At 58.0% G+C, this 23,134-nt stretch carries 18 protein-coding genes, 1 other RNA gene and 1 pseudogene; 7 read left to right on the top strand and 13 right to left on the bottom strand.

The genetic code is table 11. The annotated features are described in order from the left end of the window. Positions 1-103 precede the first annotated feature (103 nt). The 5 genes from carA to grpE form a co-directional block, all read right to left on the bottom strand. The gene (gene carA, locus IFT80_RS20080) at positions 104-1,240 is read right to left on the bottom strand and encodes a glutamine-hydrolyzing carbamoyl-phosphate synthase small subunit (RefSeq protein WP_192138175.1); all 1,137 of its coding nucleotides are present in this window, start codon (positions 1,238-1,240) and stop codon (positions 104-106) included. A 325-nt stretch (positions 1,241-1,565) separates the two neighbouring features. Further along, complete coding sequence (gene dapB / locus IFT80_RS20075) at positions 1,566-2,369, bottom strand: 4-hydroxy-tetrahydrodipicolinate reductase (RefSeq protein ID WP_122480195.1); 804 nt, start codon at positions 2,367-2,369, stop codon at positions 1,566-1,568. Between the two features lie 17 nt (positions 2,370-2,386). Continuing rightward, a complete protein-coding gene (dnaJ, locus tag IFT80_RS20070) occupies positions 2,387-3,514 on the bottom strand; it encodes a molecular chaperone DnaJ (RefSeq protein WP_122480196.1) in 1,128 nt (375 codons plus the stop codon). Between the two features lie 187 nt (positions 3,515-3,701). Further along, positions 3,702-5,621, bottom strand: coding sequence for a molecular chaperone DnaK (gene dnaK, locus IFT80_RS20065; protein WP_192138174.1), 1,920 nt, complete (start codon positions 5,619-5,621; stop codon positions 3,702-3,704). A 116-nt stretch (positions 5,622-5,737) separates the two neighbouring features. Beyond that, positions 5,738-6,304 (bottom strand): nucleotide exchange factor GrpE, encoded by a 567-nt coding sequence (grpE, locus tag IFT80_RS20060; RefSeq protein WP_122480198.1) that lies wholly within the window; start codon positions 6,302-6,304, stop codon positions 5,738-5,740. Between the two features lie 228 nt (positions 6,305-6,532). On the opposite strand from grpE, the gene recN reads away from it, so the two are divergent. Next, complete coding sequence (recN, locus tag IFT80_RS20055; protein ID WP_122480199.1) at positions 6,533-8,206, top strand: DNA repair protein RecN; 1,674 nt, start codon at positions 6,533-6,535, stop codon at positions 8,204-8,206. A gap of 156 nt (positions 8,207-8,362) precedes the next feature. On the opposite strand, the gene fur is transcribed toward recN, so the two are convergent. Next, complete coding sequence (gene fur, locus IFT80_RS20050) at positions 8,363-8,767, bottom strand: ferric iron uptake transcriptional regulator (protein ID WP_122480200.1); 405 nt, start codon at positions 8,765-8,767, stop codon at positions 8,363-8,365. A 98-nt stretch (positions 8,768-8,865) separates the two neighbouring features. On the opposite strand from fur, the gene IFT80_RS20045 reads away from it, so the two are divergent. Further along, positions 8,866-9,387, top strand: a complete 522-nt coding sequence (locus IFT80_RS20045) for an outer membrane protein assembly factor BamE (RefSeq protein WP_122480201.1) — start codon at positions 8,866-8,868, stop codon at positions 9,385-9,387. Between the two features lie 61 nt (positions 9,388-9,448). Here the strand turns inward: IFT80_RS20045 and IFT80_RS20040 are convergent, their stop codons facing one another. Next, the gene (locus IFT80_RS20040; protein ID WP_192138173.1) at positions 9,449-9,760 is read right to left on the bottom strand and encodes an RnfH family protein; all 312 of its coding nucleotides are present in this window, start codon (positions 9,758-9,760) and stop codon (positions 9,449-9,451) included. Continuing rightward, the gene (locus tag IFT80_RS20035) at positions 9,753-10,187 is read right to left on the bottom strand and encodes a type II toxin-antitoxin system RatA family toxin (RefSeq protein ID WP_122480203.1); all 435 of its coding nucleotides are present in this window, start codon (positions 10,185-10,187) and stop codon (positions 9,753-9,755) included. Before IFT80_RS20035 ends, IFT80_RS20040 begins: the two co-directional genes overlap by 8 nt. Before the next feature lie 258 nt (positions 10,188-10,445). On the opposite strand from IFT80_RS20035, the gene smpB reads away from it, so the two are divergent. Beyond that, a complete protein-coding gene (gene smpB, locus IFT80_RS20030; RefSeq protein WP_043190812.1) occupies positions 10,446-10,928 on the top strand; it encodes an SsrA-binding protein SmpB in 483 nt (160 codons plus the stop codon). A 45-nt stretch (positions 10,929-10,973) separates the two neighbouring features. Here the strand turns inward: smpB and IFT80_RS20025 are convergent, their stop codons facing one another. Beyond that, positions 10,974-11,744 (bottom strand): GntR family transcriptional regulator, encoded by a 771-nt coding sequence (locus tag IFT80_RS20025; protein ID WP_192138172.1) that lies wholly within the window; start codon positions 11,742-11,744, stop codon positions 10,974-10,976. Between the two features lie 179 nt (positions 11,745-11,923). Between IFT80_RS20025 and IFT80_RS20020 the strand changes: the two genes are divergently transcribed. The 4 genes and pseudogenes from IFT80_RS20020 to IFT80_RS20005 form a co-directional block, all read left to right on the top strand. Beyond that, positions 11,924-13,624, top strand: a complete 1,701-nt coding sequence (locus IFT80_RS20020) for a lactate permease LctP family transporter (protein ID WP_192138171.1) — start codon at positions 11,924-11,926, stop codon at positions 13,622-13,624. Between the two features lie 216 nt (positions 13,625-13,840). Next, positions 13,841-14,113 (top strand): hypothetical protein, encoded by a 273-nt coding sequence (locus IFT80_RS20015; protein WP_122480206.1) that lies wholly within the window; start codon positions 13,841-13,843, stop codon positions 14,111-14,113. Positions 14,114-14,191: 78 nt separating this feature from the next. Then, positions 14,192-14,584, top strand: a transfer-messenger RNA (tmRNA) gene (ssrA, locus tag IFT80_RS20010). 182 nt (positions 14,585-14,766) lie between these two features. Next, a pseudogene (locus tag IFT80_RS20005) lies at positions 14,767-15,434 on the top strand (phage integrase central domain-containing protein); the annotation flags it as partial. 553 nt (positions 15,435-15,987) lie between these two features. On the opposite strand, the gene IFT80_RS20000 reads toward IFT80_RS20005, so the two are convergent. The 4 genes from IFT80_RS20000 to IFT80_RS19985 all read right to left on the bottom strand — a co-directional run bounded on the left by IFT80_RS20000 (position 15,988) and on the right by IFT80_RS19985 (position 23,125). Further along, positions 15,988-17,193, bottom strand: coding sequence for a hypothetical protein (locus IFT80_RS20000; RefSeq protein ID WP_192138170.1), 1,206 nt, complete (start codon positions 17,191-17,193; stop codon positions 15,988-15,990). Beyond that, positions 17,190-18,194 (bottom strand): nucleoid-associated protein, encoded by a 1,005-nt coding sequence (locus IFT80_RS19995; RefSeq protein ID WP_197975957.1) that lies wholly within the window; start codon positions 18,192-18,194, stop codon positions 17,190-17,192. Before IFT80_RS19995 ends, IFT80_RS20000 begins: the two co-directional genes overlap by 4 nt. A gap of 103 nt (positions 18,195-18,297) precedes the next feature. After that, positions 18,298-21,351, bottom strand: a complete 3,054-nt coding sequence (locus IFT80_RS19990; protein ID WP_192138169.1) for a type III restriction-modification system endonuclease — start codon at positions 21,349-21,351, stop codon at positions 18,298-18,300. A gap of 115 nt (positions 21,352-21,466) precedes the next feature. Beyond that, positions 21,467-23,125, bottom strand: coding sequence for an RNA-binding domain-containing protein (locus IFT80_RS19985; protein WP_192138168.1), 1,659 nt, complete (start codon positions 23,123-23,125; stop codon positions 21,467-21,469). Between the last annotated feature and the right edge of the window lie 9 nt (positions 23,126-23,134).

The following is a 23,134-nucleotide window of genomic DNA, read 5'->3' as shown; positions in this document are numbered from 1 at the left end:
TCAGCCGGCTGCCCGCCTAAACTTTATTGGGCGGCGCCCTGGCGGCCTGTCCGTCTTCGACGGGGCCGGCCGGGGCGCGCGTTACACACGGGTCCGACAGTGATCAGCGGCGCTTGGCCATCGATTCGATGAAGCGGTCGAACAGCGGCGAGACGTCGTTCGGACCGGGGCTGGCTTCAGGGTGACCCTGGAAGCTGAACGCGGCCTTGTCGGTCAGCTCGATACCCTGCAGGGTGCCGTCGAACAGCGATTTGTGGATCGCGCGGACATTGCTCGGCAACGTCGCTTCGTCCACTGCGAAGCCGTGGTTCTGGCTGGTGATCATCACCACGCCGCTGTCGATATCCTGCACCGGGTGGTTGGCACCGTGGTGACCATGACCCATCTTGACGGTCTTGGCGCCGGCGGCCAAAGCCAGCAACTGGTGGCCCAGGCAGATGCCGAAGACCGGAATTTCGGTCTGCAGCACTTCCTTGATCGCCTGGATAGCGTAGTCGCAAGGCTCTGGATCGCCAGGGCCGTTGGACAGGAAGACGCCATCGGGGTTGAGCGCCAGCACGTCGGCGGCCGGGGTTTGCGCAGGTACCACGGTGAGGTGGCAGCCGCGCTCGACCAGCATGCGCAGGATGTTGACCTTGACGCCGTAGTCGTAGGCGACCACATGGTAAGGCAGCTCGCTGTTGGGCCTATCGGGGTGGCTGTCGGATCTCAGTTCCCAGACGCTGGAGCGCCACTGGTAGGTGTCCTTGGTGCTGACTTCCTTGGCCAGGTCCATGCCCTTGAGGCCGGGGAAGGCGCGCGCGGCGGCGATGGCGGCCTCTTCGCTGATGTCGTCACCGGCCATGATGCAGCCGTTCTGCGCGCCTTTCTCTCGCAGGATGCGGGTCAGGCGGCGGGTGTCGATGCCGGCGATGGCAACCACGTTGTTGGCTTTCAGGTAGTCGTCCAGGGCCATGGTGTTACGCCAGTTGCTGGCCACCAATGGCAGGTCGCGAATCACCAGGCCAGCGGCCCAGACGCGATCGGACTCGGCGTCTTCGGGCGTGGTGCCGGTGTTGCCGATGTGGGGGTAGGTCAGGGTAACGATTTGCTGGGCATAGGAAGGATCGGTAAGGATTTCCTGATAGCCGGTCATGGCGGTGTTGAACACCACCTCTCCAACGGTTTGCCCGTCGGCTCCAATGGCTTCGCCGCGAAAGATGCTGCCATCGGCAAGGGCGAGTATGGCTGGCTTAGTCAAGAAGACCTCCCGTAAATAAAGCCTGAAAGGGCGATCGCAGGTTGTAAAAAAGCGGAATGCCGTATGGATACGTCACCCCGCTTCTTTTCATCGAATTATCTGCGCGCTTTTAGTGGACACACTAAAGCTGTAGCTTACAGAAAAGAGGGGTTTTGGTCTACCGCGAATGCGGTGCGGACTTGAGAGAATGCGACTTTGGCGCGCCTCCCCCTGTAGGAGCGGTCATCGGCCGCGAATAGGCATCGCAGTGTGTCAGCAAGACCGCGGCGTCTGGTTCGCGGCCGATGACCGCTCCTACGGGAGGAGCGAGCCTGGCGCAGCTGGGTCAATGCAGATCCAGCACGTCCTGCATGTCGTAGAAGCCTGGGGCGCGGCCGTCGAGCCAGAGGGCGGCGCGTACCGCTCCCTTGGCGAACGTCATGCGGCTGGACGCCTTGTGGGTGATCTCGACGCGCTCGCCGTCAGCGGCGAACAGCACGGTATGGTCACCCACCACGTCGCCCGCGCGCACGGTTGCGAAACCAATGGTCTGGCGCTCGCGCGCGCCGGTCTGACCTTCACGGCCGTACACCGCCACCTTTTTCAGATCGCGACCCAACGCGCTGGCAATCACTTCGCCCATGCGCACGGCCGTGCCCGAGGGCGCATCGACCTTGTGCCGGTGATGGGCTTCCATGATCTCGATATCGACGTCGTCGCCCAACACGCGCGCAGCGGTGTCGAGCAACTTCAGGCACAGATTGACGCCGACACTGAAGTTGGCGGCGAAGACGATGGGGATATCCTTGCCCGCCTCGGCCAGCAACGCCTTTTCTTCGGCACTGAAACCGGTGGTGCCGATGACCATGGCCTTGCCCGCCTTGCGGCAGAACGCCAGGTTCTTCAGCGTTACCGTTGGGTGGGTAAAGTCGATCAACACATCGAACTCCTCCGCCACCTTGGCCACGTCGCCCGACAGCGGTACGCCGATCCGCCCCAGCGCAGCCAGCTCGCCGGCATCGGCGCCCACCAGCGTGCTGTCCGGCCGATCGACCGCCGCCGTCAGACCGGCGCCGGGCGCCAGTTGGACCGCTTCGATCAAGGTCTTGCCCATGCGCCCGGCGGCGCCCATCACAGCTATACGTCGCATGCTCGAATCCTTATGCCTTACAGGTCGCCGAAGAAACGCTTCACACCCTCGAACCAGCCATTGGCCTTCGGCGAATGGGATTCGTTGCCCTCAAGCGAAGTGCGGAACTCTTCCAGCAACTCACGCTGACGACGATCGAGGTTGACCGGCGTTTCCACCGCCACCCGGCACATCAGGTCGCCGGCACCGCCGCCGCGCACGGGCGCAACGCCCTTGCCGCGCAGACGGAACTGCTTGCCGGTCTGGGTGCCTTCCGGGATCTTCAGCTTGACCCGACCGTCGAGGGTCGGCACTTCCAGCTCGCCGCCCAACGCCGCGTCGGTGAAGCTGATCGGCACTTCGCAATACAGGTGCTTGCCGTCGCGCTGGAAGATCGCGTGCTCGCGCACGTTGATCACCACGTAAAGGTCGCCGGTCGGGCCACCCTGCATGCCCGCCTCGCCTTCACCCGACAGGCGAATGCGATCACCGGTGTCGACGCCCGAAGGCACCTTGACCGAGAGGGTCTTGTATTCTTCGACACGGCCTTCGCCATGGCACGAATCGCAAGGGTCGGAGATGATCTTGCCCTGGCCATGGCAACGTGGGCAGGTCTGCTGCACCGAGAAGAAGCCCTGCTGCATGCGCACCTGGCCGATACCGCCACAGGTCGGGCAGGTGATCGGCGCCGAGCCTTTCTTGGCGCCGCTGCCGTCGCAGGGCTTGCAGTTGACCAGCGTCGGCACACGGATGCTGACCGTGGTGCCGCGCACGGCTTCTTCAAGGTTCAGCTCTAGGGTGTAGCGCAGGTCGCTGCCACGCTGGGCGCCACCGCGGCCATTGCCGCCGCGACCGCCACCGAAGAAATCGCTGAACACATCGCCGAAGATATCGGAGAAATTCTGGCCGCCGAATCCCTGGCCACCACCCCCCATGCTCGGGTCGACGCCGGCATGACCATATTGGTCGTACGCCGCGCGCTTGCTCGCATCGGACAGCACTTCATAGGCCTCGTTGGCCTCTTTGAATGCTTCTTCCGATTCCTTGCTGTCGGGGTTGCGATCCGGGTGATGCTTCATCGCGAGGCGGCGATAGGCCTTCTTCAGATCTGCTTCGCTGGAGCCGCGCTCCACCCCCAGAACCTCGTAATAGTCACGCTTTGCCATAAGTCTTTTTACTCTTTTGGGAGCCAGCACGCAGGGGCGCCGCTGACCGCGCCGCCAACATCCGATCGCTGTCGCATGTTGTTAAAATTCGTGTATTCCAGACACGCCAACGCGGGAGCAAGCCCCCGCGCGGCGACATCCTACCAGTCACCGTGCAAGCACAGTCAACCGGCCGACCAACAAGTGTTTACTTGTTGTCTTTGACTTCTTCGAACTCGGCATCGACAACGTCGTCGTGCTTGCCGGCTTCTTCCGCTGGCTGGGCAGCAGCACCTTCAGGCTTCTCGGCCTGGTCGGCGTACATCTTCTGCGCCACTGGAGCGGAGACCTTGGACAGCTCTTCGACCTTGGCATCGATGGCAGCCTTGTCGTCGCCCTTGACCGCAGCTTCCAGCGCCACGACGGCCGCTTCGATGGCAGTCTTCTCGTCGGCAGTGACCTTGTCACCGGCGTCGGCGACCATCTTGCGCGTCGAGTGCACCAGTGCATCACCCTGGTTGCGGGCAGCAGCCAGCTCTTCGAACTTGCGGTCTTCCTCGGCGTTGACTTCAGCGTCACGCACCATCTGCTGAATCTCGTCCTCGGACAGACCGGAGTTGGCCTTGATCACGATCGACTGGGTCTTGCCGGTAGCCTTGTCCTTCGCGCCGACGTGCAGGATGCCGTTGGCGTCGATGTCGAAGGTCACTTCGATCTGCGGCACGCCACGTGGCGCTGGCGGGATCTCGGCCAGGTCGAACTTGCCCAGCGACTTGTTCTGCGCGGCTTGCTTGCGCTCGCCCTGCAGAACATGAATGGTCACGGCGCCCTGGTTGTCATCGGCAGTCGAGAATACCTGCGATTTCTTGGTAGGAATCGTGGTGTTCTTCTCGATCAGCGCGGTCATCACGCCGCCCATGGTTTCGATACCCAGGGTCAGCGGGCTGACGTCGAGCAGCAGCACGTCTTTCACGTCACCGGCCAGTACGGCGCCCTGGATGGCAGCACCCATGGCAACGGCTTCGTCGGGGTTGACGTCCTTGCGGGCTTCTTTGCCGAAGAAGTCGGTGACCAGCTTCTGAACCAGCGGCATGCGGGTCTGACCACCGACCAGGATCACGTCGTTGATCGCGCCAACGTCGATACCGGCGTCTTTCATGGCGATGCGGCAAGGCTCGATGGTGCGCTGAACCAGGTCTTCGACCAGCGATTCCAGCTTGGCGCGGGAGATCTTCACGTTCAAGTGCTTCGGACCAGTCGCGTCTGCAGTGATGTACGGCAGGTTGACGTCGGTCGACTGGCTCGAGGACAGCTCGATCTTGGCTTTCTCAGCGGCTTCTTTCAAGCGCTGCATCGCCAGTGGGTCACCCTTGAGGTTCATGCCGCTTTCTTTCTTGAATTCGTCTACGAGGTAGTCGATCAAGCGGATGTCGAAGTCTTCGCCACCCAGGAAGGTGTCGCCGTTGGTGGCCAACACTTCGAACTGGTGCTCGCCGTCTACTTCGGCGATTTCGATCACGGACACGTCGAAGGTACCGCCACCCAGGTCATAAACGATGACGGTGTGGTCGCCCTTGGCCTTGTCCATGCCGTATGCCAGTGCAGCGGCAGTCGGCTCGTTGATGATGCGTTTGACGTCCAGACCGGCGATACGACCGGCGTCCTTGGTGGCCTGACGCTGGCTGTCGTTGAAGTAGGCCGGCACGGTGATGACCGCTTCGGTGACTGCTTCGCCGAGGTAGTCTTCGGCGGTCTTCTTCATCTTTTTCAAGATTTCAGCCGAAATCTGCGGCGGTGCCATTTTCTGGCCGTTGACTTCGACCCAGGCGTCCTTGTTGTCGGCTTCGACAATTTTGTACGGGACCATCTGGATGTCTTTCTGCACGACCTCTTCGGCGAAACGGCGGCCGATCAGGCGCTTCACTGCATACAGCGTGTTATGCGGGTTGGTGACGGCCTGACGCTTGGCCGACTGACCGACGAGAATTTCGCCGTCGTTGGCGTAAGCGATGATCGAAGGTGTGGTCCGAGCGCCTTCGGCGTTCTCGATGACCTTGGCCTTGCCGTTTTCCAGAATGGAGACGCAGGAGTTGGTGGTCCCCAGGTCGATACCGATAATCTTGCCCATGTTTCTTCTCCTGGCACTAAGGCCCGAAAATTTTGGATTTGGTTGCCGCAGCAGTGGTGGCTGTCTGCGGTAGCACTTAAACGCTTGACACTAAGATGGGGGCCACTTGGCCGATTTCAAGCCTGCTCGTCGATCGAAGGCGAAACCGGTGCGGCGGCCTTGCTGACCACGACCATGGCCGGGCGCAGCAGGCGTCCATTGAGCTGATAGCCCTTCTGGAAAACCTTCAAGACACTGTTGGGCTCGACATCCGCGCTTTCCTGCATCGCCATGGCCTGGTGATGCTCGGCGTTGAATGGCTGGCCGTGCGGGTCGATGGCTTCCAGGTTGTAGCGCTTGAGGGTGTCCTGAAACATCTTCAGGGTCAGCTCCATGCCTTCGCGCATCGGACGAATGCTTTCGTCGTCGGCGCTGGACAGCTCGATACCGCGCTCGAGGCTGTCGAGCACGGGCAGCAGGTCGCCGGCGAACTTCTCGAGGGCGAACTTGTGCGCCTTTTCCACGTCCTGATCGGCGCGGCGGCGAACATTCTGCAGGTCGGCCGCTACACGCAGCGACTGGTCCTGAGCGGTGGCGAGCTGCTCTTCGAGCAACTGCACGCGCGCGGTGAGGTCTTCGGCGCCAGCGCTGGCAGCCTGATTAGCGTCTAGATTCTGATCGTCCAGATTCTGTTCATCAGCCATTGGTTCTCTCCTCTCGATAACGTCCGCGAGGTCGACTCGCGCTTCTGACCGGTATATGGGGTCGCAAATTCGCGCTTCAAGGGCTGACGACCAGCGGCTGAGTGTGGGCTTTCGAATGAAGCGATAAAAAACCCAGGCATCAGGCGAAAACGAGCTAAGGACCAATATTGTCAGCCCTGTATAAAACACTGTATAAATAACCAGACATTCATGCCTGGGGGCGGTCTTATGCTGGTGCACCTGTCCGTACACAACTATGCCATCGTCGAACATCTCGACCTCGAACTCGAGCGCGGGATGAGCGTGATCACGGGCGAAACCGGCGCCGGCAAATCGATCATGCTCGACGCGCTGGGCTTGGCCCTGGGCGACCGCGCCGACAGTGGCGTGGTCCGGCCCGGAGCAGACAAGGCCGACATCCTTGCCACTTTCGATCTGGTCGATATCCCCGAGGCCAGCACGTGGCTTGCCGAGCGCGACCTGGAAACCGACGGCCCCTGCATCCTGCGCCGGGTGATCACGGCCAAGGGCGGTTCGCGCGGCTATATCAACGGCACCCCCTGCCCGCTCGGCGACCTCAAGTCGCTGGGTGAGCTGCTGATCGATATTCATAGCCAGCACGAGCACCAGTCGCTGCTCAAGACCGATACCCATCGCCGCCTGCTGGATGAATACGCCGGTGCCAGCGATCTGGCCCGGCAGGTGCACCTGGCTGCGCAGAAATGGCGCCAGACCCGCCAGGAACTCGAACGCCTGTCGGACTCCGGTGACGAACAGCGCGCACGTCACCAGTTGCTCAGCTACCAGCTGGAAGAGCTGGAGAACCTCGGGCTGGGCGAGAACGAGCTGGAGCAGCTGGAACAGGAACACAAGAACCTGACCAACGCCGAAGCCCTGTTCGGTATCTGCCGCCAAGTCATCGACCATTGCAGCGAAAACGATTCGGGCAACGTGCTCAGCGCGCTGACCGCCAGCCTTAATCGCCTGGGCGGCGTCAGCAATGCTCCGAACGCGCTGGGCGAAGCGGCCTCGATGCTGGCAACGGCGCAGATCCAGGTCGAAGAAGCCGTGGGCGAACTCAATCGCTTCCTCGACCACTTCGAAGCCGATCCGGCGCGCTTGCAGCATATCGAGGAGCGCCTCGACACCATCTATACCCTGGCGCGCAAACACCGCGTTCACCCGACCGAAGTGGTGGCGCTGCAACACCGCTTGCTCGAAGAGCTGGAAGGGTTGAACGCCAGCGACGAGTCAATCGAGCAACTGGGTGAAGAGCTGGCGGCCTATGCACGCCACTACCAGGAAAAAGCCGGTGAGCTGACCGGACTGCGCACCCACGCCGCCGCGCAACTGGCCGCCGCAGTGGAGGTGGAAATCCAGCGCCTGGGCATGCCCGGTGGGCGTTTCACCATCGAGCTGCGCGCCAATGCCCACGAGGACTTGCACCCCAATGGTCTGGAGCAGGTCGAGCTGTTGGTCAGCGCCAACCCGGGCCAGCCGATGAAACCCTTGGCCAAGGTGGCGTCGGGCGGCGAGCTGTCGCGGATCAGCCTGGCAATCCAGGTAATCACGGCGCAGACCTCGCGGGTTCCGACGCTGGTGTTCGACGAAGTGGACGTGGGCATCGGTGGGCCGACAGCCGAGATCGTCGGGCAGTTGCTGCGACGCCTGGGTGAGCGTGGGCAAGTGCTCACTGTGACCCACCTACCGCAGGTGGCGGCGCAGGGGCACCATCATTTGTTCGTGCACAAGGTGCGCGGCAGTGACGAGACGCGCACGGCAGTGTCGAACCTGGGCAAAGGTGAGCGCGTGGAAGAGGTGGCGCGGATGCTGGGTGGGATTGACCTGACCAAGGAATCGCTGGCGCATGCGAAGAAGATGGTGGTGACGGCTAAGGGGTGATGGTGGCTGGGGGGGCCTCTTCGGGGGCACTGCCCCCTCCTACAGGAGGTGTGGCACTGACCTGTGGGAGCGGGCTCTGCCCGCGAAGAGGCCCCAACTGATCCACCCCAACAAAAAAGGCGACCCCAGGGTCGCCTTTTTGCATCACTCCTGAAGTTACTTTGGCTTGCGCACGTACAGCACCAGGTTGTGATCCACCAGCTCGTAACCATGCTCGCTGACGATTTCCTTCTGGCGGCGCTCGATCTCGTGGTCGGTAAACTCGATCACATCACCCGAGTCGACATCGACCATGTGGTCGTGGTGCTCGCCGTCTGCCAATTCGAACACGGCATGGCCGCCATCGAAGTTATGACGTGCTACCAGACCCGCCGCTTCGAATTGGGTCAGAACACGGTAAACCGTGGCCAGGCCCACATCTTCGCCCGCTTCCATCAGCGCCTTGTAGACTTCCTCGGCGCTCATGTGGCGTTGCTGTGCCGACTCCAGCATTTGCAGAATCTTGACCCGTGGAAGGGTCACCTTGAGGCCGGCTTTACGCAGTTCGCTATTATCAACCATGGTCAGCTTTCTCAACGATGCGGCTTCGCAGCATCTCTTAATACGGGTATGATCGGGGTTTACGTTGTCCCAGCCAAGATAGTGGAAGTCGCCCACCGATGCAAAACACCAAGCACTTGCTAACCAGCCTCACCTTCGTGGGACTGCTCGCACTCGCCGGTTGTTCATTCCCCGGGGTTTACAAAATCGACATCCAGCAGGGCAATGTCGTCACACAGGACATGATAGACCAGTTACGGCCCGGAATGACCCGTCGGCAAGTAAGGTTTATCATGGGCAACCCCCTGTTGGTCGACACGTTTCACGCCAATCGCTGGGATTACCTGTACAGCCTGCAGCCAGGCGGCGGCGAACGCCAGCAGGAACGCATGAGTGTCATGTTCAACGGCAACGACCAATTGGTCGGCCTCTCTGGTGATTTCATGCCGGGCGTCAGCAGGGACCAGGCCATTCTGGGCAGCGACACCGACACCACCGCTACGCCCCAGCAGGGCGAGCCACAGAAGGCCGAAGAGCCACCCAAGCCTGGCTCGATGCTCGACGACATCCAGCGCGACGTGGACGGCGTGAAGACCGTACCCGTCCCGGCACCCCAGCCGCTGGACGTTTCGCCGCAGTAAGCAGGCGGTACGAAAAAAGCCCGGTCATGCCGGGCTTTTTCATGGGCGAAGGAAAGTTATCTCAACGAGGCCTGCGCGCTTGCGCCGCCTTGGCCGCGCGCAATCGTCGCACCTCTTTCGGGTCCGCGAGCAACGGCCGGTAGAGTTCGATACGGTCACCGGATTGCAGGACGTGCTCATCTGGAGAATCCAGCAGCCTGGCGAAGATGCCTACCGGGCACTGACTGAAATTCACACCTGGGAAGCGCTGGGCAATGCCCGACATCTCGATCGCCTGGGCGACGGTTGTGCCCTCAGGCACTTTCAGCCCGAGCAATGCCTGCTCGTCGACCGCGGCATACGCAACTTCGATGTCGATCGGATGCTCAGCCATGCAATTGCTTGGCGCGCTGGCAGAAGGCATCCACCAAGGTGTTGGCGGCCTGGTTGAACAGCGGGCCCAAGGTGGCGCGAATGATCGGGCCGGCATAGTCGAAGGACAGATCCAGGCTGATCTTGCAGGCCTTCTCGCCCAGCGGCTTGAACACCCACACTCCGTGCAGCTGGTTGAACGGACCTTCTTCCAGGTTCATTTCAATGGAGCTGCCAGGCACCAAGGTATTGCGAGTCACGAAATGCTGACTCAGCCCACCCTTGGCAATGTCCAGGTTGGCGCGCATCAAGGTGTCGGTTTCTTCGAGGATGGTGGTGGACGAACACCAAGGCAGAAACTCGGGGTAGCGGGACACGTCGTTGACCAAGTCATACAGGGCCTGAGCAGGATAAGGCAGCAGGGCCGAGCGTTGAATATGGGTAGTCATGCGGGCGTCACTTCCAAAGCTGGGCGGCGGACGCGAGAACCCCGCGCCGGCCGAACGACGCCAACGGCGCCTTGAAAATAAAGTAGGCATGCCAGCAGACAGGGGGCACGCCAACGAAATCACGGGGCTTCTTTGTCGACAGCGGCAAAGCGCAGGCTATCCATAAAGATCAGGTATTGTCCGGTATTCATTGCAAGCGCTCAAGCACATAGCAATACCGTAGCCGAGAGCGCAACGACTGCCTATAATGCGCGCCCTATGGCCAAATTAAAGAAACACCCTACAGGGACCATCGCGCAGAACAAGAAAGCGCGACACGATTACTTCATCGAACACCGTTTCGAGGCTGGCTTGGTCCTGGCCGGTTGGGAAGTAAAAAGCCTGCGTGCCGGCAAGGCGCAATTGGTGGACAGCTACGTGCTGCTCAAGGACGGCGAAGCCTGGCTGATGGGTAGCCACTTCACCCCCCTGACCACGGCCAGCACCCATGTGATCGCCGACCCCACGCGTACCCGCAAACTGCTGCTCAACCGCCGCGAGCTGGAAAAGCTGTTCGCCCAGGTTCAGCAGAAGGGCTATGCCTGCGTGGCCTTGTCGATCTACTGGAGCAAGCACTTGATCAAGTGCGAAATCGCTCTGGGCAAGGGCAAGAAGGAATACGACAAGCGCGATACCGAGCGCGAGCGCGATTCCAACCGCGAGCTGCAGCGTGCCGTGCGCAACAAGGGCAAGGAAGACTGATTCCTTCCCCTTGCAGCGCCAGCTTTGCCGCATTTACCGGCTTGATTACTGCAAGCTGCTGCGACGCTGTGCGCGAGCGGTTCGTTGCACCGTCTGCCGTGCCTCGTCAAGCACGCCCTGCACATAGGTGATATGCAGGCTGGCCAATTCACGTGCCTGCTCTGCCTGACCGCTCACGATGGCCTGAAACAGCTGGCGATGCTGCGCGATCAACTTGTCTCGGGTTTCCCCGCTGTGCCGGTGCATGCCACCGATGTTCACCACCATGTTGCGCTTGAGCATGTCGAACAGCCCGCGCACGGTGTGCAGCAACACCGCGTTGTGACTGGCTTCGGCAATCGCCAGGTGGAAGTTGGCATCGGCGACGCCCTCCTCTTCCCGCGTGGCGTCCTCGACTCGGCGATAACAATCTTCCAAGACATCCATCGCCTGCCTCAGTCGATCGCGGTCGATCTCGGTGGCGCGCTGCGCTGCATAGAAGGCGCACGACGCTTCCAGGGTATGGCGAAACTCGAGCAGGTCGCGTTGGCTTTCCGGATTGCTTTCCAGCAACGCCAACAGCGGATCGCTGAAGGTTGAGCCAAGCGTGTGGCAGACGTAGTTGCCCCCACCCTGACGACTGACCAACATGCCCTTGGCCACCAGCTTCTGGATGGCTTCACGCAAGGAAGGCCGCGACACACCAAACTGCTCGGCCAGCGCCCGCTCGGCCGGCAAACGCTCGCCCGCCCTTAGCGTGCCCTCGAGAATCATTGCCTCCAGACGCTCGACGATGCCATCGGACAAACGCCGCTGACGGACTTGCTCAATACCCATGGGTGGCTCCAACACACGATTGCCCAGGCCGCACTCGACCAAAGTCATAGACAAGGAAATTGACAGCCCCACGGCTGCGTCCTAACCTGACCGGAACTTATTGTAAATTGGTATTACCAATTCCTGCAATACAGCGCCGTAGTGCCAAGCCTTCCAAAAAAAACAAGGGGCCTCAATCTATGCAAACCTGGCAGCAGATCTACAACCCGCTCGGCAGCCTCGGGCTATCCGCCCTGGTAGCCGTCATACCCATCGTGTTCTTCTTCCTGGCGCTGGCCGTATTCCGCATGAAGGGGCACGTCGCCGGCAGCATCACCCTGGCGCTGTCCATCGTGCTGGCGATCTTCGCCTACGGCATGCCGGCCGACATGGCACTGGCTGCCGCTGGCTACGGCTTCATGTACGGGCTGTGGCCGATTGCCTGGATCATCGTCGCCGCGGTGTTCCTGTACAAACTCACGGTCAAGAGCGGCCAGTTCGAGATCATCCGAAGCTCGGTGCTGTCGATCACTGACGACCAACGCTTGCAGGTATTGCTGATCGGCTTCTGCTTCGGCGCCTTCCTGGAAGGCGCTGCAGGCTTCGGTGCACCGGTCGCCATCACCGCCGCCTTGCTGGTAGGCCTGGGCTTCAACCCGCTGTACGCGGCAGGCCTGTGCCTGATCGCCAACACCGCACCCGTGGCCTTCGGCGCATTGGGCATCCCGATCATCGTCGCAGGCCAGGTGACCGGCATCGACCCGTTCAAGATCGGCGCCATGACCGGCCGCCAACTGCCGTTGCTGTCGTTGATCGTACCGTTCTGGCTGGTGTTCATCATGGATGGCCTGCGCGGCGTCCGGGAGACCTGGCCGGCAGCATTGGTTGCAGGCCTGAGCTTCGCCATCGTGCAGTACCTGACCTCCAACTTCATCGGCCCGGAACTGCCCGACATCACCTCGGCGCTGACCAGCATCGTCTGCCTGACGCTGTTCCTGAAAGTATGGCAGCCCAAGCGCAGCGCCAGCACTGATCAAGTAGCGGTAAGCGGTGGTGCGTCCGTAATGGGTGGCGGACCTGCGGGCAAAACCTCCGCGGTGGGCGGCTCCACACCAACGCCCTACAGCCTGGGAGAGATCCTCAAGGCGTGGTCGCCGTTCCTGATCCTGACCGTGCTGGTCACCATCTGGACCTTAAAGCCATTCAAAGCCATGTTCGCGCCGGGCGGCGCCATGTACAACTTCGTGTTCAACTTCGCCATCCCGCACCTGGACCAAATGGTGCTCAAGACCGCGCCCATCGTCGCCACCGCAACGCCAATGCCCGCCGTGTTCAAGTTCGACCCGATCTCGGCCACCGGCACGGCGATTTTGTTCGCCGCGATCATCTCGATGATGGTGCTGCGCATCGACATCAAGACCGCCTTGAAGACCTTCGGTGAAACCCTGTTCGAGCTGCGCTGGCCGATCCTGTCCATCGGCATGGTGCTGGCCTTCGCCTTCGTCACCAACTTCTCCGGCATGTCATCGACGATGGCGCTGATTCTGGCGGGCACCGGCTCCGCGTTCCCGTTCTTCTCGCCGTTCCTGGGCTGGCTGGGCGTGTTCCTGACCGGCTCGGACACCTCGTCCAACGCCCTGTTCGGCTCGCTGCAAGCCACCACCGCGCACCAACTGGGCGTCAGCGACGTACTGATGGTGGCCGCCAACTCCAGCGGCGGCGTGACCGGCAAGATGATCTCGCCGCAGTCCATCGCCGTCGCCTGCGCCGCCACCGGCCTGGTGGGCCGCGAGTCCGACCTGCTGCGCTTCACGCTCAAGCACAGCTTGTTGTTCGCGACCATCATCGGCTTGATCACCCTGGCGCAGGCCTACTGGTTCACCGGCATGCTGGTGCACTGATTCCTGGCAGATATGCGTCCAACACACCCAACCTGGGGGCGATGTCGCCCTCTTTTGGTGCTAACTGAATTTATTTACATCCGCACACGTTTTCGACAGAACCCCTGCAAAAGGGCGAAGTCCATTCATCAGGCCCGCAAGCAATTGGGCTATTTCTGACTGCGGACGCCGATCCTACCGAGGAGCGCCGAGTCCACCTTGAGTAAGGAGATTCTTATGAAGCGTACCTATCTGTCCGGCCTGATCGTAGCCTCCGCCCTGATCGCATCCCCTGTGTTCGCCGCTGACGACCTGTGCGAAGTGAACATGCAGAAGCTGAACGACGCCAAGACCACCTCGATGCAGCTCGGCGACCCTGCCAAGAGCCAGTACGACGATGCGTACAAAGCCGCCATGGCCGCCCACGCTGCCAAGGACGAAAAAGCCTGCATCTCGCACTCCACCGACGCCATGAACATCCTGATGGATGCTCAGAAAAGCAAAGGCTGATCGCCAAGCCAACCATGGGGTTGGCCTGACGCCGCAAAATGACGTAGACTACGTCTCCCCTGCCTAACCGCAGGGGCTGGGGCCGATTAGGATTCGACGCCGGTTGCGAAACTCTAGGTGCATGCCGACTTGGTAACAGAAGTCGTAAATCAACTGTTGCAACTTTCTATAGTTGCCAATGACGAAACCTACGAGGGCCAAGCTCTCGCTGCCTAACGGTAGCTGAGCCGCTCTTCTGGCTACTTCGGTGCCAGCGATCATCAGGGGATGCCTGTAAACCCAAAGTGATCGTCACGCAGAACAGGATCGTCGTGTAGCACGCTGTGGGCAAAGCGACTAAAACTTACACAGCTCGTCCAATGCACCCTGCCAGTCGGGCGGCTGCGGATTAACTCAGTAGACACGGCTAAGCATGTAGTACCGACAGCGGAGTACTGGCGGACGGGGGTTCAAATCCCCCCGGCTCCACCACTTCATCATCTAAAGATGTCCACGGACGTCTTTTTTTGTGCCTAAAATCCAACAAATACAGGGATTTAAGGTCCAAAGCGGTCCGATGGTATCTGAGCTCATCCTACAATTCGTGTATTCCACGTGGTATTCCAAGCACACGACTGGTGTTTTTTGGAATACACGCAGCATCGGGGTTCACCATGGGTGCCCAAGCCACGCGGCTTTCAGACGTCAAAGTTAAAGCAGCGAAACCAAAGGAAAAGACTACATCCTCACTGACGGCGACGGCCTTCAGATGAGGGTGCGGGCCAACGACTTAAAGCTGTGGAATTTTAATTACATTCACCCAGCAACCAAAAAACGGATCAACATGGGGCTCGGTACCTTTCCAGAGGTGAGCCTGGCTCAAGCTCGGAAACGGACAGTAGAAGCCAGGGAGCAGGTAGCGCAAGGGTTAGATCCGAAAGAGAAGCGTGGCGCGATCGGCAAAATTTAAGAGCGACTACGGAACACACATTTAAAATGTGGCCACCGCGTGGTTCGAGCTCAAGAAAGACTCTGTTACTACTGCTTATGCTGAAGACATCTGGCGCTCCCTGACACTGCATGTTTTTCCCGACTTGGGTGCTATACCGATCTCAATCATTACGGCTCCGGCCGTCATAAAATTGCTTGGACCGCTCGAGACCAAGGGCAGTCTCGAGACCGTGAAGCGACTAAGCCAGCGTCTTAACGAGATCGTGGCCTACGGCGTCAACTCCGGGTTGATTCACTCAAATCCACTCAGCGGGACCCGCTCGGTCTTCGAGAAGCCGAAAAGAAAAATATGGCGGCAATCGCTCCCGATGAACTGAAAGAGCTGATAATTATCGCAACTACCGAGGAAAATCGATAACGGGTCGCGATATTAAATATGTGGTATTCAAAGATTTTTATATCTATCCGGGCGGTGACGGCAAGGATTGGGCGTACAAAAATGGTACGGGACCTCTATTCGGAGGAGCTCCAGCAGGCAACGCCGTGGTAGCACCCGCTACCTCCTCGGTTAAAGCAACTCCTACAGCTAACGGTACTTATGACATCTGGTGCGATCCACAAGGCGATAGCTGCGACCTGACGATTGACGGAGGGAGCGATCAAGTCAGTCGCGCCAGGTTGCCTATGTATGTCCCGATGGCTTCCGACACAAGCAATTGCACTATGGAGTTCTGCTATAATTCCAAACAAGACGTAACTGGCCTCAACACTGACTACCATCTCTGGAAAAAATAGCGTTCAATTATTAATAAAATCAAACGGACTAGCAATCACAACTTCGCAGGTTGCGCACCAATGCATGAGCCTGGGTGAAGGGGCTCATGCCGAAAAAACACTTTATCAAAATGAAACATCGATTTTTACCGGCTATACTAAAGACAAGTTCAACAGAACGACGATAAAAACCTCCACGCTCTGCCAAGATAAATGCCCACAGGGTGAGTCAGCACCAAATACATTACATGAGCCATGACAAACCCTAAAGTCACCACACCATAGACTGCACGAAAAGCCCAGCGCTGAGTTTCTAGCCTAGCTTCAAGCTTAGGAAAAATCCCACTGACGACATCTTTAACGGGAGCATAATCTTTTTCGATTTTTTCTTTTTTTCGCTTTATCTCATCATCTAGCGCATCCAGCGTATGAAGTTGGTTTCGCATAACGAGCCAAGTTAGTACCACGAAAACCCAGACGCCAACCAAAATCGCAGAGTTCACCCAGAAGATCGCATCGACGGTAGATGTCTCTTTCAGCTGCGTAGCTACGATGATGGTCGCTACAGGTATGCCTAATATTTGATTTTGGACATCTGCAAATGTTTTGTGGATTTTCGCGAGTTCTTCGAGCTTAGCAGTCTCCATTTGGTCTAGGACTTTTTCATAGGAAAAATCCGCCACAAACAGCCGATATCCCTCATCGAACTGCTTAAGTAGCTCGGGTAACCGCTTGAGCAAGGCTGAGAATCGTTCTTGTGCGCTGTTTGCATCACAGAGTTTTTGCACGGCCTTGGCCATTATAGTGAGCTTCTGCTCACGATGGGTATCCTGATTGCAGCGAGCGATCAAGGCTTCCAAACTTGCGATATCAACCTCGGCGAGGTCCTGCACGGAGTACTGAAGCGGCACTGTGAACTTACCGTCATCAATGTAAACCAAATCTTGATTTTCCTTGTCGAGATAGGCTGCGCTTTCTTCCAGAAGCTTTATAAAGCACAGAACATGGCGATATCGCTGAATTTGTTCAGGTGGGGTATTGTCGGTACATGCCCACGCCAGGGGCAGCAGGTAGAAACGTGGCTCTTTGATACGACTGGATGGAAATGCGAGTACATCCTCGAATCGCTCTGCGAGAAGACCGACACCAATACGTGGATCGTCTGCATGCAATCGGATGGTTTCGCCAACATTGAGCGACGCCGGTAGCCTTTCATCAAGTAATGAGATCCCGTACTGGCGAGGTTCGGTCAGCAAATTTTGTAACTCATTTAGCTGATTTGTGTCCGCTATAGTGAGGCTACCTTCGCGGGTACCTGGAACGAAGGTTATAGCGCGATACAGTGCTACCAGCCGATTGAAGCTTTCCTGGCTCATTCGTCGATTTCTTCGATCAGTTCCTGGCGTAGCAGGGGTGGAATGTGGGTCAGCACAATGGAGTCAGTATCTCGATTGTAGCGTAGATGACCTGAACGCACTGCTCTTCGGTCAAATGTCAGCTTCCAATAGTCCGATTTGCCCTCGAACTTGACGAGACCTTTGATAGCTCGGCGATCTGGAACAAAGCCATCCGACAGAGCAAGCTCTTCGCTTGCGAGCTTGGTTTGAAGCGTTTCAGGGGCTTCAGGCCACAAATGATTGGAGAGCGCCTCCAAGCTTACCGGGGTGTCTTTGCCCAAACCAGTAAGGTATTGGTGTGCCTGCTCTAGAAACTCATCGCGCCGTGCTGGCTCCAGCTCTTGTTCGGAGGCAAATTGTTCCAGCCCAATTACCAGTTTCTTACTTTCCTCCAAGGCTAGGATCAGATCGTTGCACCCTAGAAAAAGCTTGAAGTAATTCGCGATATCGCCTCGACCTTTCAGAAAGCTGATATATCGCTCTGCACCTCCCTGCCATGCCGTCAAATCTACTCGACCCGCCACGCGCAGCTGGCTCATGTCTAGGTGAACACTGTCGATAACCTCCAGACCTTCAGTAATTGCCGTGCCTACTACCTCTGTCACGATAGCGACGAGCAGGTACTCTGTGCCTTCATTGCCGATCTTGGCGATTAAGACAAAGCCCCCCGTAGCCAACTGCTCGACACTGGCTCGGGATTGGAGATGTGTCATTAGCCTATTGGACAGAACTAGGAAGTTACTTTCCCTTTCAACGATGTGCTGACGAATAAATCGCTGCACGGGGTATTCGTCTTCGTTCGCCTCGAAACGTCCATAGCCTTTCCCGGCGCGCTCCGAATAAAGCTTGTGCAGGTGGTCTATAAGCCTTTGCACTGAGGGGTTAACCGGCAGTTCCGTGGGGCGAAGTTCGAGGTAAGCCTCTCGGTAGTGGGCTTCTTTAATCAGCTTATGGACAATACAGTTAGTAATTTGAGGCATAACCAGTTCCCTTGGATCGTAATGAACGCTACATCTAGGATCGCGCCCCCCATGATGCGTTGTCGCTCAACGCACCGGTTTTCACAAAGGCCAAAATCACCTCCTACTTCACCAACTCCATCAATTTGCCATAGCTATCCACCACTTGGTACTTCACTTGACCCGAGGTGATTTTGGCGAAGAACTTGCGGGCACAGGCAATTTTTGACTTTTCAATGTCGCGAAGCTCAAGTGAGGACATAGAGCCCTTCGTCTCAGCGACAAAGTAAACATGTCTCACCTTGTCCTCTTGGAAGGCGATTGCCCAGTCGGGGTTGTAGTTGCCCACCGGAGTGGGGATGAAGAAACTCTTCGGAAGTTTGGCGTACACCACCACTTCAGTGCTGACGTCCAGTTCTTCGACAAATTTTCGCTCGATGCTGGAATCGGTGAACACATAGTCGTAGACATGGTGCCTGGCTTCGAAGGCCTTGCTAAAATCCTCCCGGGGCTTTTCTACAGTGAAGATGTCCGAGCTATGGATTTCATCTACCGGATCGTAGGCGATGTGCTCGACAATGGCCGTAGCCTTCTGCTCATTGATCAGCGTAGCGGCCTTGGCGATGAAGTCTTCCGGGTTGGTTTTGTACTGGCTGAACACCGCAACATTGATGTCTTTTAGGATGCTGGCAATGGTGCTGCGTGTTAGCTGGGTATCCTCGGCTAGATTGCCGATCAGATCGTATTTCACCGCCGAATGAACGGAGTGGTTGTACTTTTCGGTCGCGCTTTCGGCGATCTTAAAGGCCGTGCCGCTCTTCATATCGTCGAAGCTGGCGTTCTCCAGCTGGCTGCCGCGCTCAATAATGTACTGCATCGGTTTAACCCGCAACTCAGTATTCAGGGCCGCCACGCACTTGCCCACCAGCTCATCGGTTTCAAAGTGAACGGTGTAAGCAGCCTTACGGTTGATCTTGTTCCACAGCGCCTGAAACTCCTTCTTCTCGAAGTTCGAGTTCAGGGGGTTGATCTTGGCCTTGCGGTCATCGCCAATCTCCGGCGTTTGCGCCGCACTGAATACGCTATCGATCAACTGGAACACCTGGGCGGCATAGGGCTGTAGCTCAACCGGCAGCTCTGCCAGTTGTTCTTGTCTTTTGGCCTCGTGGTAGGTCAAGGTGATCTGATCGTTGTCGTCGGTGTAGTCGTTTTTCAGCAGGTATTTGTAAATCTGCTTGGCCAGTTGCGCAGAGACCTCAACGTCGCCAGTTGGGGTTTGTAAAATCTTATCTTTGAAGTAACTCTCGTTGGCCTCACGCGGCCGGGCCGACAACGAGTCGCTGATGTCCCTCTGCAGTGCGCCAACAAAATCTTTGTAGCTTTCGCTGGCTACCACCGTCAGCTCGTTGATTTGGTGCACAGTGGCAGGGTCATCCATACGGTCACCGAGTTGGTTGACGGCCAGGCGCATGCCACGCCCCACCTCTTGGCGCCGGGAGATGCTGTTATCGCTGTGCTTTAAGGTGCAAATAACGAAGACGTTGGGGTTATCCCAGCCTTCGCGCAAAGCCGAGTGCGAGAAGATAAATCGCACCGGCTCGTCGAATGACAGCAAACGCTCTTTATCCTTGAGGATCAGGTCGTAGGCATCCACGTCGTCGGTCTCGGTGGTTTTTTTACCGACGGTGGGATCGACTAGGCGCTTGCTCTTCTTATCGATAGAGAAATAGCCATTGTGAGTCTGGCGTGCCTGAATGCCCTTGAGGTAGCGATTGTAGGGTGTGTCTTCCAGTGTTATCACGTCAGTGAGGTAGGCGTTGTACTCCTCCTCGAAGATCTGCGCGTATTCGCCGGGCAGCTCGCCGGTTGCGTCGTACTGGCGGTATTTGGCCACCTCGTCGATGAAGAACAGCGACAGTACCTTGATGCCCTTGCTGAACAGCATCATTTCTTTTTGAAAGTGCGCCTTTACCGCCTCGCGGATTTGGATGCGGCGCATGGCGGCCTCATCCACGTTGCCCACGGCCTCCCCGGCAACCAGCTCCACACCGTTGGTAAAGCTAAGCGTGTCGATACGGGCGTCGATGTCGGCAACCACGTAGTCTTTGTACTGATCCAGCCCACCGGACAGGTCGTACAAATTGTCGTTGCGGCCGAGCTTGCGCATCGCCCGCTTGATACCACTGCTCTGCTTGATCTCCATCTCGACCCGCGCCACGGGCGATTTGGTCGAGATTTCGATATCCTGTAAAAATAGATAAGCATTGGTGCCGGTCAGGCCTTTGACCGTGATACCTCGCACGCTGATCTTTTTCACCAGTTTCTGGTTGTAAGCGTCCAGCGCGTCGAGGCGATGGATTTTGTTGTACTCGGTTTTGTGCGTAGCCGAGTAGCGCACAATCATCAGCGGATTGAACTCGCTAAAGGACGCCAGCGTCTTGGCCCCCTCCATCTTCTGCGGTTCATCGAGAAAGAGAATCGGTCGGTTAGCCTTGATCACGTCGATAGGACGGCGCGACTGAAAGTCATCCAGCTCGTCGTAGATACGGCGCTGATCGGCACCACGGGCGGCGAACGCCTGCACGTTGATAACCATGACGTTAATGCCGGCATCCGAAGAAAAGCTCGCCAAGTTGTGCAATTGCTTGGAGTTGTAAATGAAGAAGCGCGCCTTCTTGCCGTAGCCCTCCAGAAAGTGCTCAGCAGTGATCTGCAGTGACTTGTAGACGCCCTCGCGAATGGCAATGCTCGGCACCACAACGATAAACTTGCTCCAGCCAAAGCGTCTGTTCAGCTCGAACATGCTCTTGATGTAGCAATAGGTCTTACCAGTGCCCGTCTCCATCTCAACATCGAGGTTGATGGTGCAACCCGTATATTTGTCGCTAGCCAGCGCCGCCGATAACGGCAGGTTCTGACGGCGTTGCACGCTTTGAATGTTTCCCAGCAACTGCGCCGCGCTCAAAGCTAGCTCGGCATTCTTGAAGCCAGCTGCAGGCGGCTCGGGCGTCTTGGCACCGAGCAGGTCGATCTGCTGCGGAGCCACCGGCGCAACGGGCTGAGCGCCAGGGTCAACGCGATAACTCACGCCCGAGGATTTTGGCTGGCCGGCAAAGCAGTCGGCAAAGGCATCTACCGCGTGGGTCTGGTAGGGCTGGACTTTAAACTTCAGTTTCATGCGTAATTCCTGGCTGACCCAAAGATATTGCAAGTAAGAATCAAGGCATCGAGTCCTTTAGGATCAGCTACTTACCGTGAATTTATTCTGCAAATCAGAGCGATTTATTCTGCATTTATTCTGCAAGCACCCAGACCGGCGCCTTGCGCGAGCCGTCATTCTTTATGCGCTCGGCACGTCGCAAGCTGGTGAGCAAACGACCGATCTTGGTTTCCTTCTGCGCATCATCCAGAGCATCGCTGAGTTTGTTGCTGAGCAACTGGTCGATGTCCTTGCGGGTAGCCGAACCAAACTGGGTCAACAAATCGATAATCATCTGCTTGTAGAAAGCGTCATCCTGTCCACGGGTACGGATGTAGTCCGCTTTATTGGCTGTTGCTTTGGCGACCGTAGCGGAAACGTACAGATTGGGCCGCTTGCCCTCAATAAGCCCAGCCTTGCGCAAGTGCTTCACCATCGCGGCATCCAGCGGCAGTCTTTTCTGCACGCGGTCTAACGCTAGGATGTCGACAAGGGCAAGGTCAGTCTTCTGGATCAGCAGCCGACTGTAGGCAGGATCTACAACACGACCATGGATGGTCATCCTTACCGCCTGTGGCTCGGATAAGTCGTAGTCAGGCATGGGGAAGAAACGCCGGGCCTGACCAAGGTGCATCTCATAAATGCCATAACCCATGGTGTCGATCATGTTCAGTTCGGCCATGGCTTGAGCTAAGAATGGGTTACGGTAGCGTCTTGGGGTTTTGGTGCCGGCAATGTAATCCGCCGGCAGCCCCTCAAAGAACGATCCGTCATTTTCCAACACCAGCCGATCAGGAAACTCCGTCACGATGATGCGGCCATTAGGATTGTAGTCTTGGTGCGCGATGCAGTTGTGCAGCGCTTCCAGCACGATTTTCTGGTCGTACTTGGCCAACTCAATAGCCAGCAACTGGTCTTCCGGCAGGATGCGAATCTGGATGTTGCGAATCTTCTGGTACAGACCGCTGCTATTGAGCAGAAACGGTAAGCCGAAGTGCTCATAGGCACGCTCTGGACCCTCCAGCTTCCAGGTCATCTGGGCAGGATGCGGCGACAACAAGTGCGCCGACTCAAGCTTGCCAAGCAGCAGAAGCGTTGTACGGGTGATCTGACCGTCGCGGGTCAGTTTCGCGCGGTCGAGAAAAGTGGCAACTGACCAGTTCATGACTTCATCTGCCGCAAAGCGGTTAGCGTACTTTTTCGCGAAAGACTCGCGCGCCCTAAACAGCGCCGCAACGTCTAGATGCGCCAACGTAGCACCAGCGACTACTTGCGCTGACCAGTCGGCTGCGCCCACCTGGCGGCGAATCTCATCAAGCTTGTCTAAACCTAGATGGGTTAGGCTTTCACCGGCACGTGCGTAGTAATGCCCCTTCCACGCAATCGGCATCCCCAATGGAGCAGCCGGAATCTCGAACAGCAATACGCGCCCTTCGGTAAGTAGCAGTTCGTGAATGTTACGCAGGGTGATGCTCGGCTCGGTGGCATTGGATATCTGCATTTTCAGGCTGTGCAGATTCTCCGCCTTAGGCCGGTAATCGCTGCCCACGGCCTTACGACTGTGGTTATCCACGCCGAATACCAGCCAGGCACGGTCTTGATTACGCAAATTGGCTTCGTTGGCCAGGGCAGAGAAGTACTTGCCTATGGCGTCGGTCGAATAATCGTTACCGGCGCGCTTGAACTCCACGACCTCGTTTTCCCAGCACTCAATCAGAGAGTCCAGCAGTGCCTGCAAGGCTTGAGCATCCATATCGGCCCC

Source organism: Pseudomonas sp. CFBP 8771 (assembly GCF_014841695.1).
Classification (GTDB): Bacteria; Pseudomonadota; Gammaproteobacteria; order Pseudomonadales; family Pseudomonadaceae; genus Aquipseudomonas; species Aquipseudomonas baltica.
Note: the sequence above shows the minus strand (reverse complement) of the source record. Positions and strands in the feature narration are given on the sequence as shown.

Bases quoted from the DNA above. Each gene is read 5' to 3' on its own strand.
- dapB (WP_122480195.1), bottom strand. From the start codon at position 2,369: ATGCGACGTATAGCTGTGATGGGCGCCGCCGGGCGCATGGGCAAGACC.
- dnaJ (WP_122480196.1), bottom strand. From the start codon at position 3,514: ATGGCAAAGCGTGACTATTACGAGGTTCTGGGGGTGGAGCGCGGCTCC.
- dnaK (WP_192138174.1), bottom strand. From the start codon at position 5,621: ATGGGCAAGATTATCGGTATCGACCTGGGGACCACCAACTCCTGCGTC.
- grpE (WP_122480198.1), bottom strand. From the start codon at position 6,304: ATGGCTGATGAACAGAATCTGGACGATCAGAATCTAGACGCTAATCAG.
- recN (WP_122480199.1), top strand. From the start codon at position 6,533: ATGCTGGTGCACCTGTCCGTACACAACTATGCCATCGTCGAACATCTC.
- fur (WP_122480200.1), bottom strand. From the start codon at position 8,767: ATGGTTGATAATAGCGAACTGCGTAAAGCCGGCCTCAAGGTGACCCTT.
- IFT80_RS20045 (WP_122480201.1), top strand. From the start codon at position 8,866: ATGCAAAACACCAAGCACTTGCTAACCAGCCTCACCTTCGTGGGACTG.
- IFT80_RS20040 (WP_192138173.1), bottom strand. From the start codon at position 9,760: ATGGCTGAGCATCCGATCGACATCGAAGTTGCGTATGCCGCGGTCGAC.
- IFT80_RS20035 (WP_122480203.1), bottom strand. From the start codon at position 10,187: ATGACTACCCATATTCAACGCTCGGCCCTGCTGCCTTATCCTGCTCAG.
- smpB (WP_043190812.1), top strand. From the start codon at position 10,446: ATGGCCAAATTAAAGAAACACCCTACAGGGACCATCGCGCAGAACAAG.
- IFT80_RS20025 (WP_192138172.1), bottom strand. From the start codon at position 11,744: ATGGGTATTGAGCAAGTCCGTCAGCGGCGTTTGTCCGATGGCATCGTC.
- IFT80_RS20020 (WP_192138171.1), top strand. From the start codon at position 11,924: ATGCAAACCTGGCAGCAGATCTACAACCCGCTCGGCAGCCTCGGGCTA.
- IFT80_RS20015 (WP_122480206.1), top strand. From the start codon at position 13,841: ATGAAGCGTACCTATCTGTCCGGCCTGATCGTAGCCTCCGCCCTGATC.
- IFT80_RS20000 (WP_192138170.1), bottom strand. From the start codon at position 17,193: ATGAGCCAGGAAAGCTTCAATCGGCTGGTAGCACTGTATCGCGCTATA.
- IFT80_RS19995 (WP_197975957.1), bottom strand. From the start codon at position 18,194: ATGCCTCAAATTACTAACTGTATTGTCCATAAGCTGATTAAAGAAGCC.
- IFT80_RS19990 (WP_192138169.1), bottom strand. From the start codon at position 21,351: ATGAAACTGAAGTTTAAAGTCCAGCCCTACCAGACCCACGCGGTAGAT.
- IFT80_RS19985 (WP_192138168.1), bottom strand. From the start codon at position 23,125: ATGGATGCTCAAGCCTTGCAGGCACTGCTGGACTCTCTGATTGAGTGC.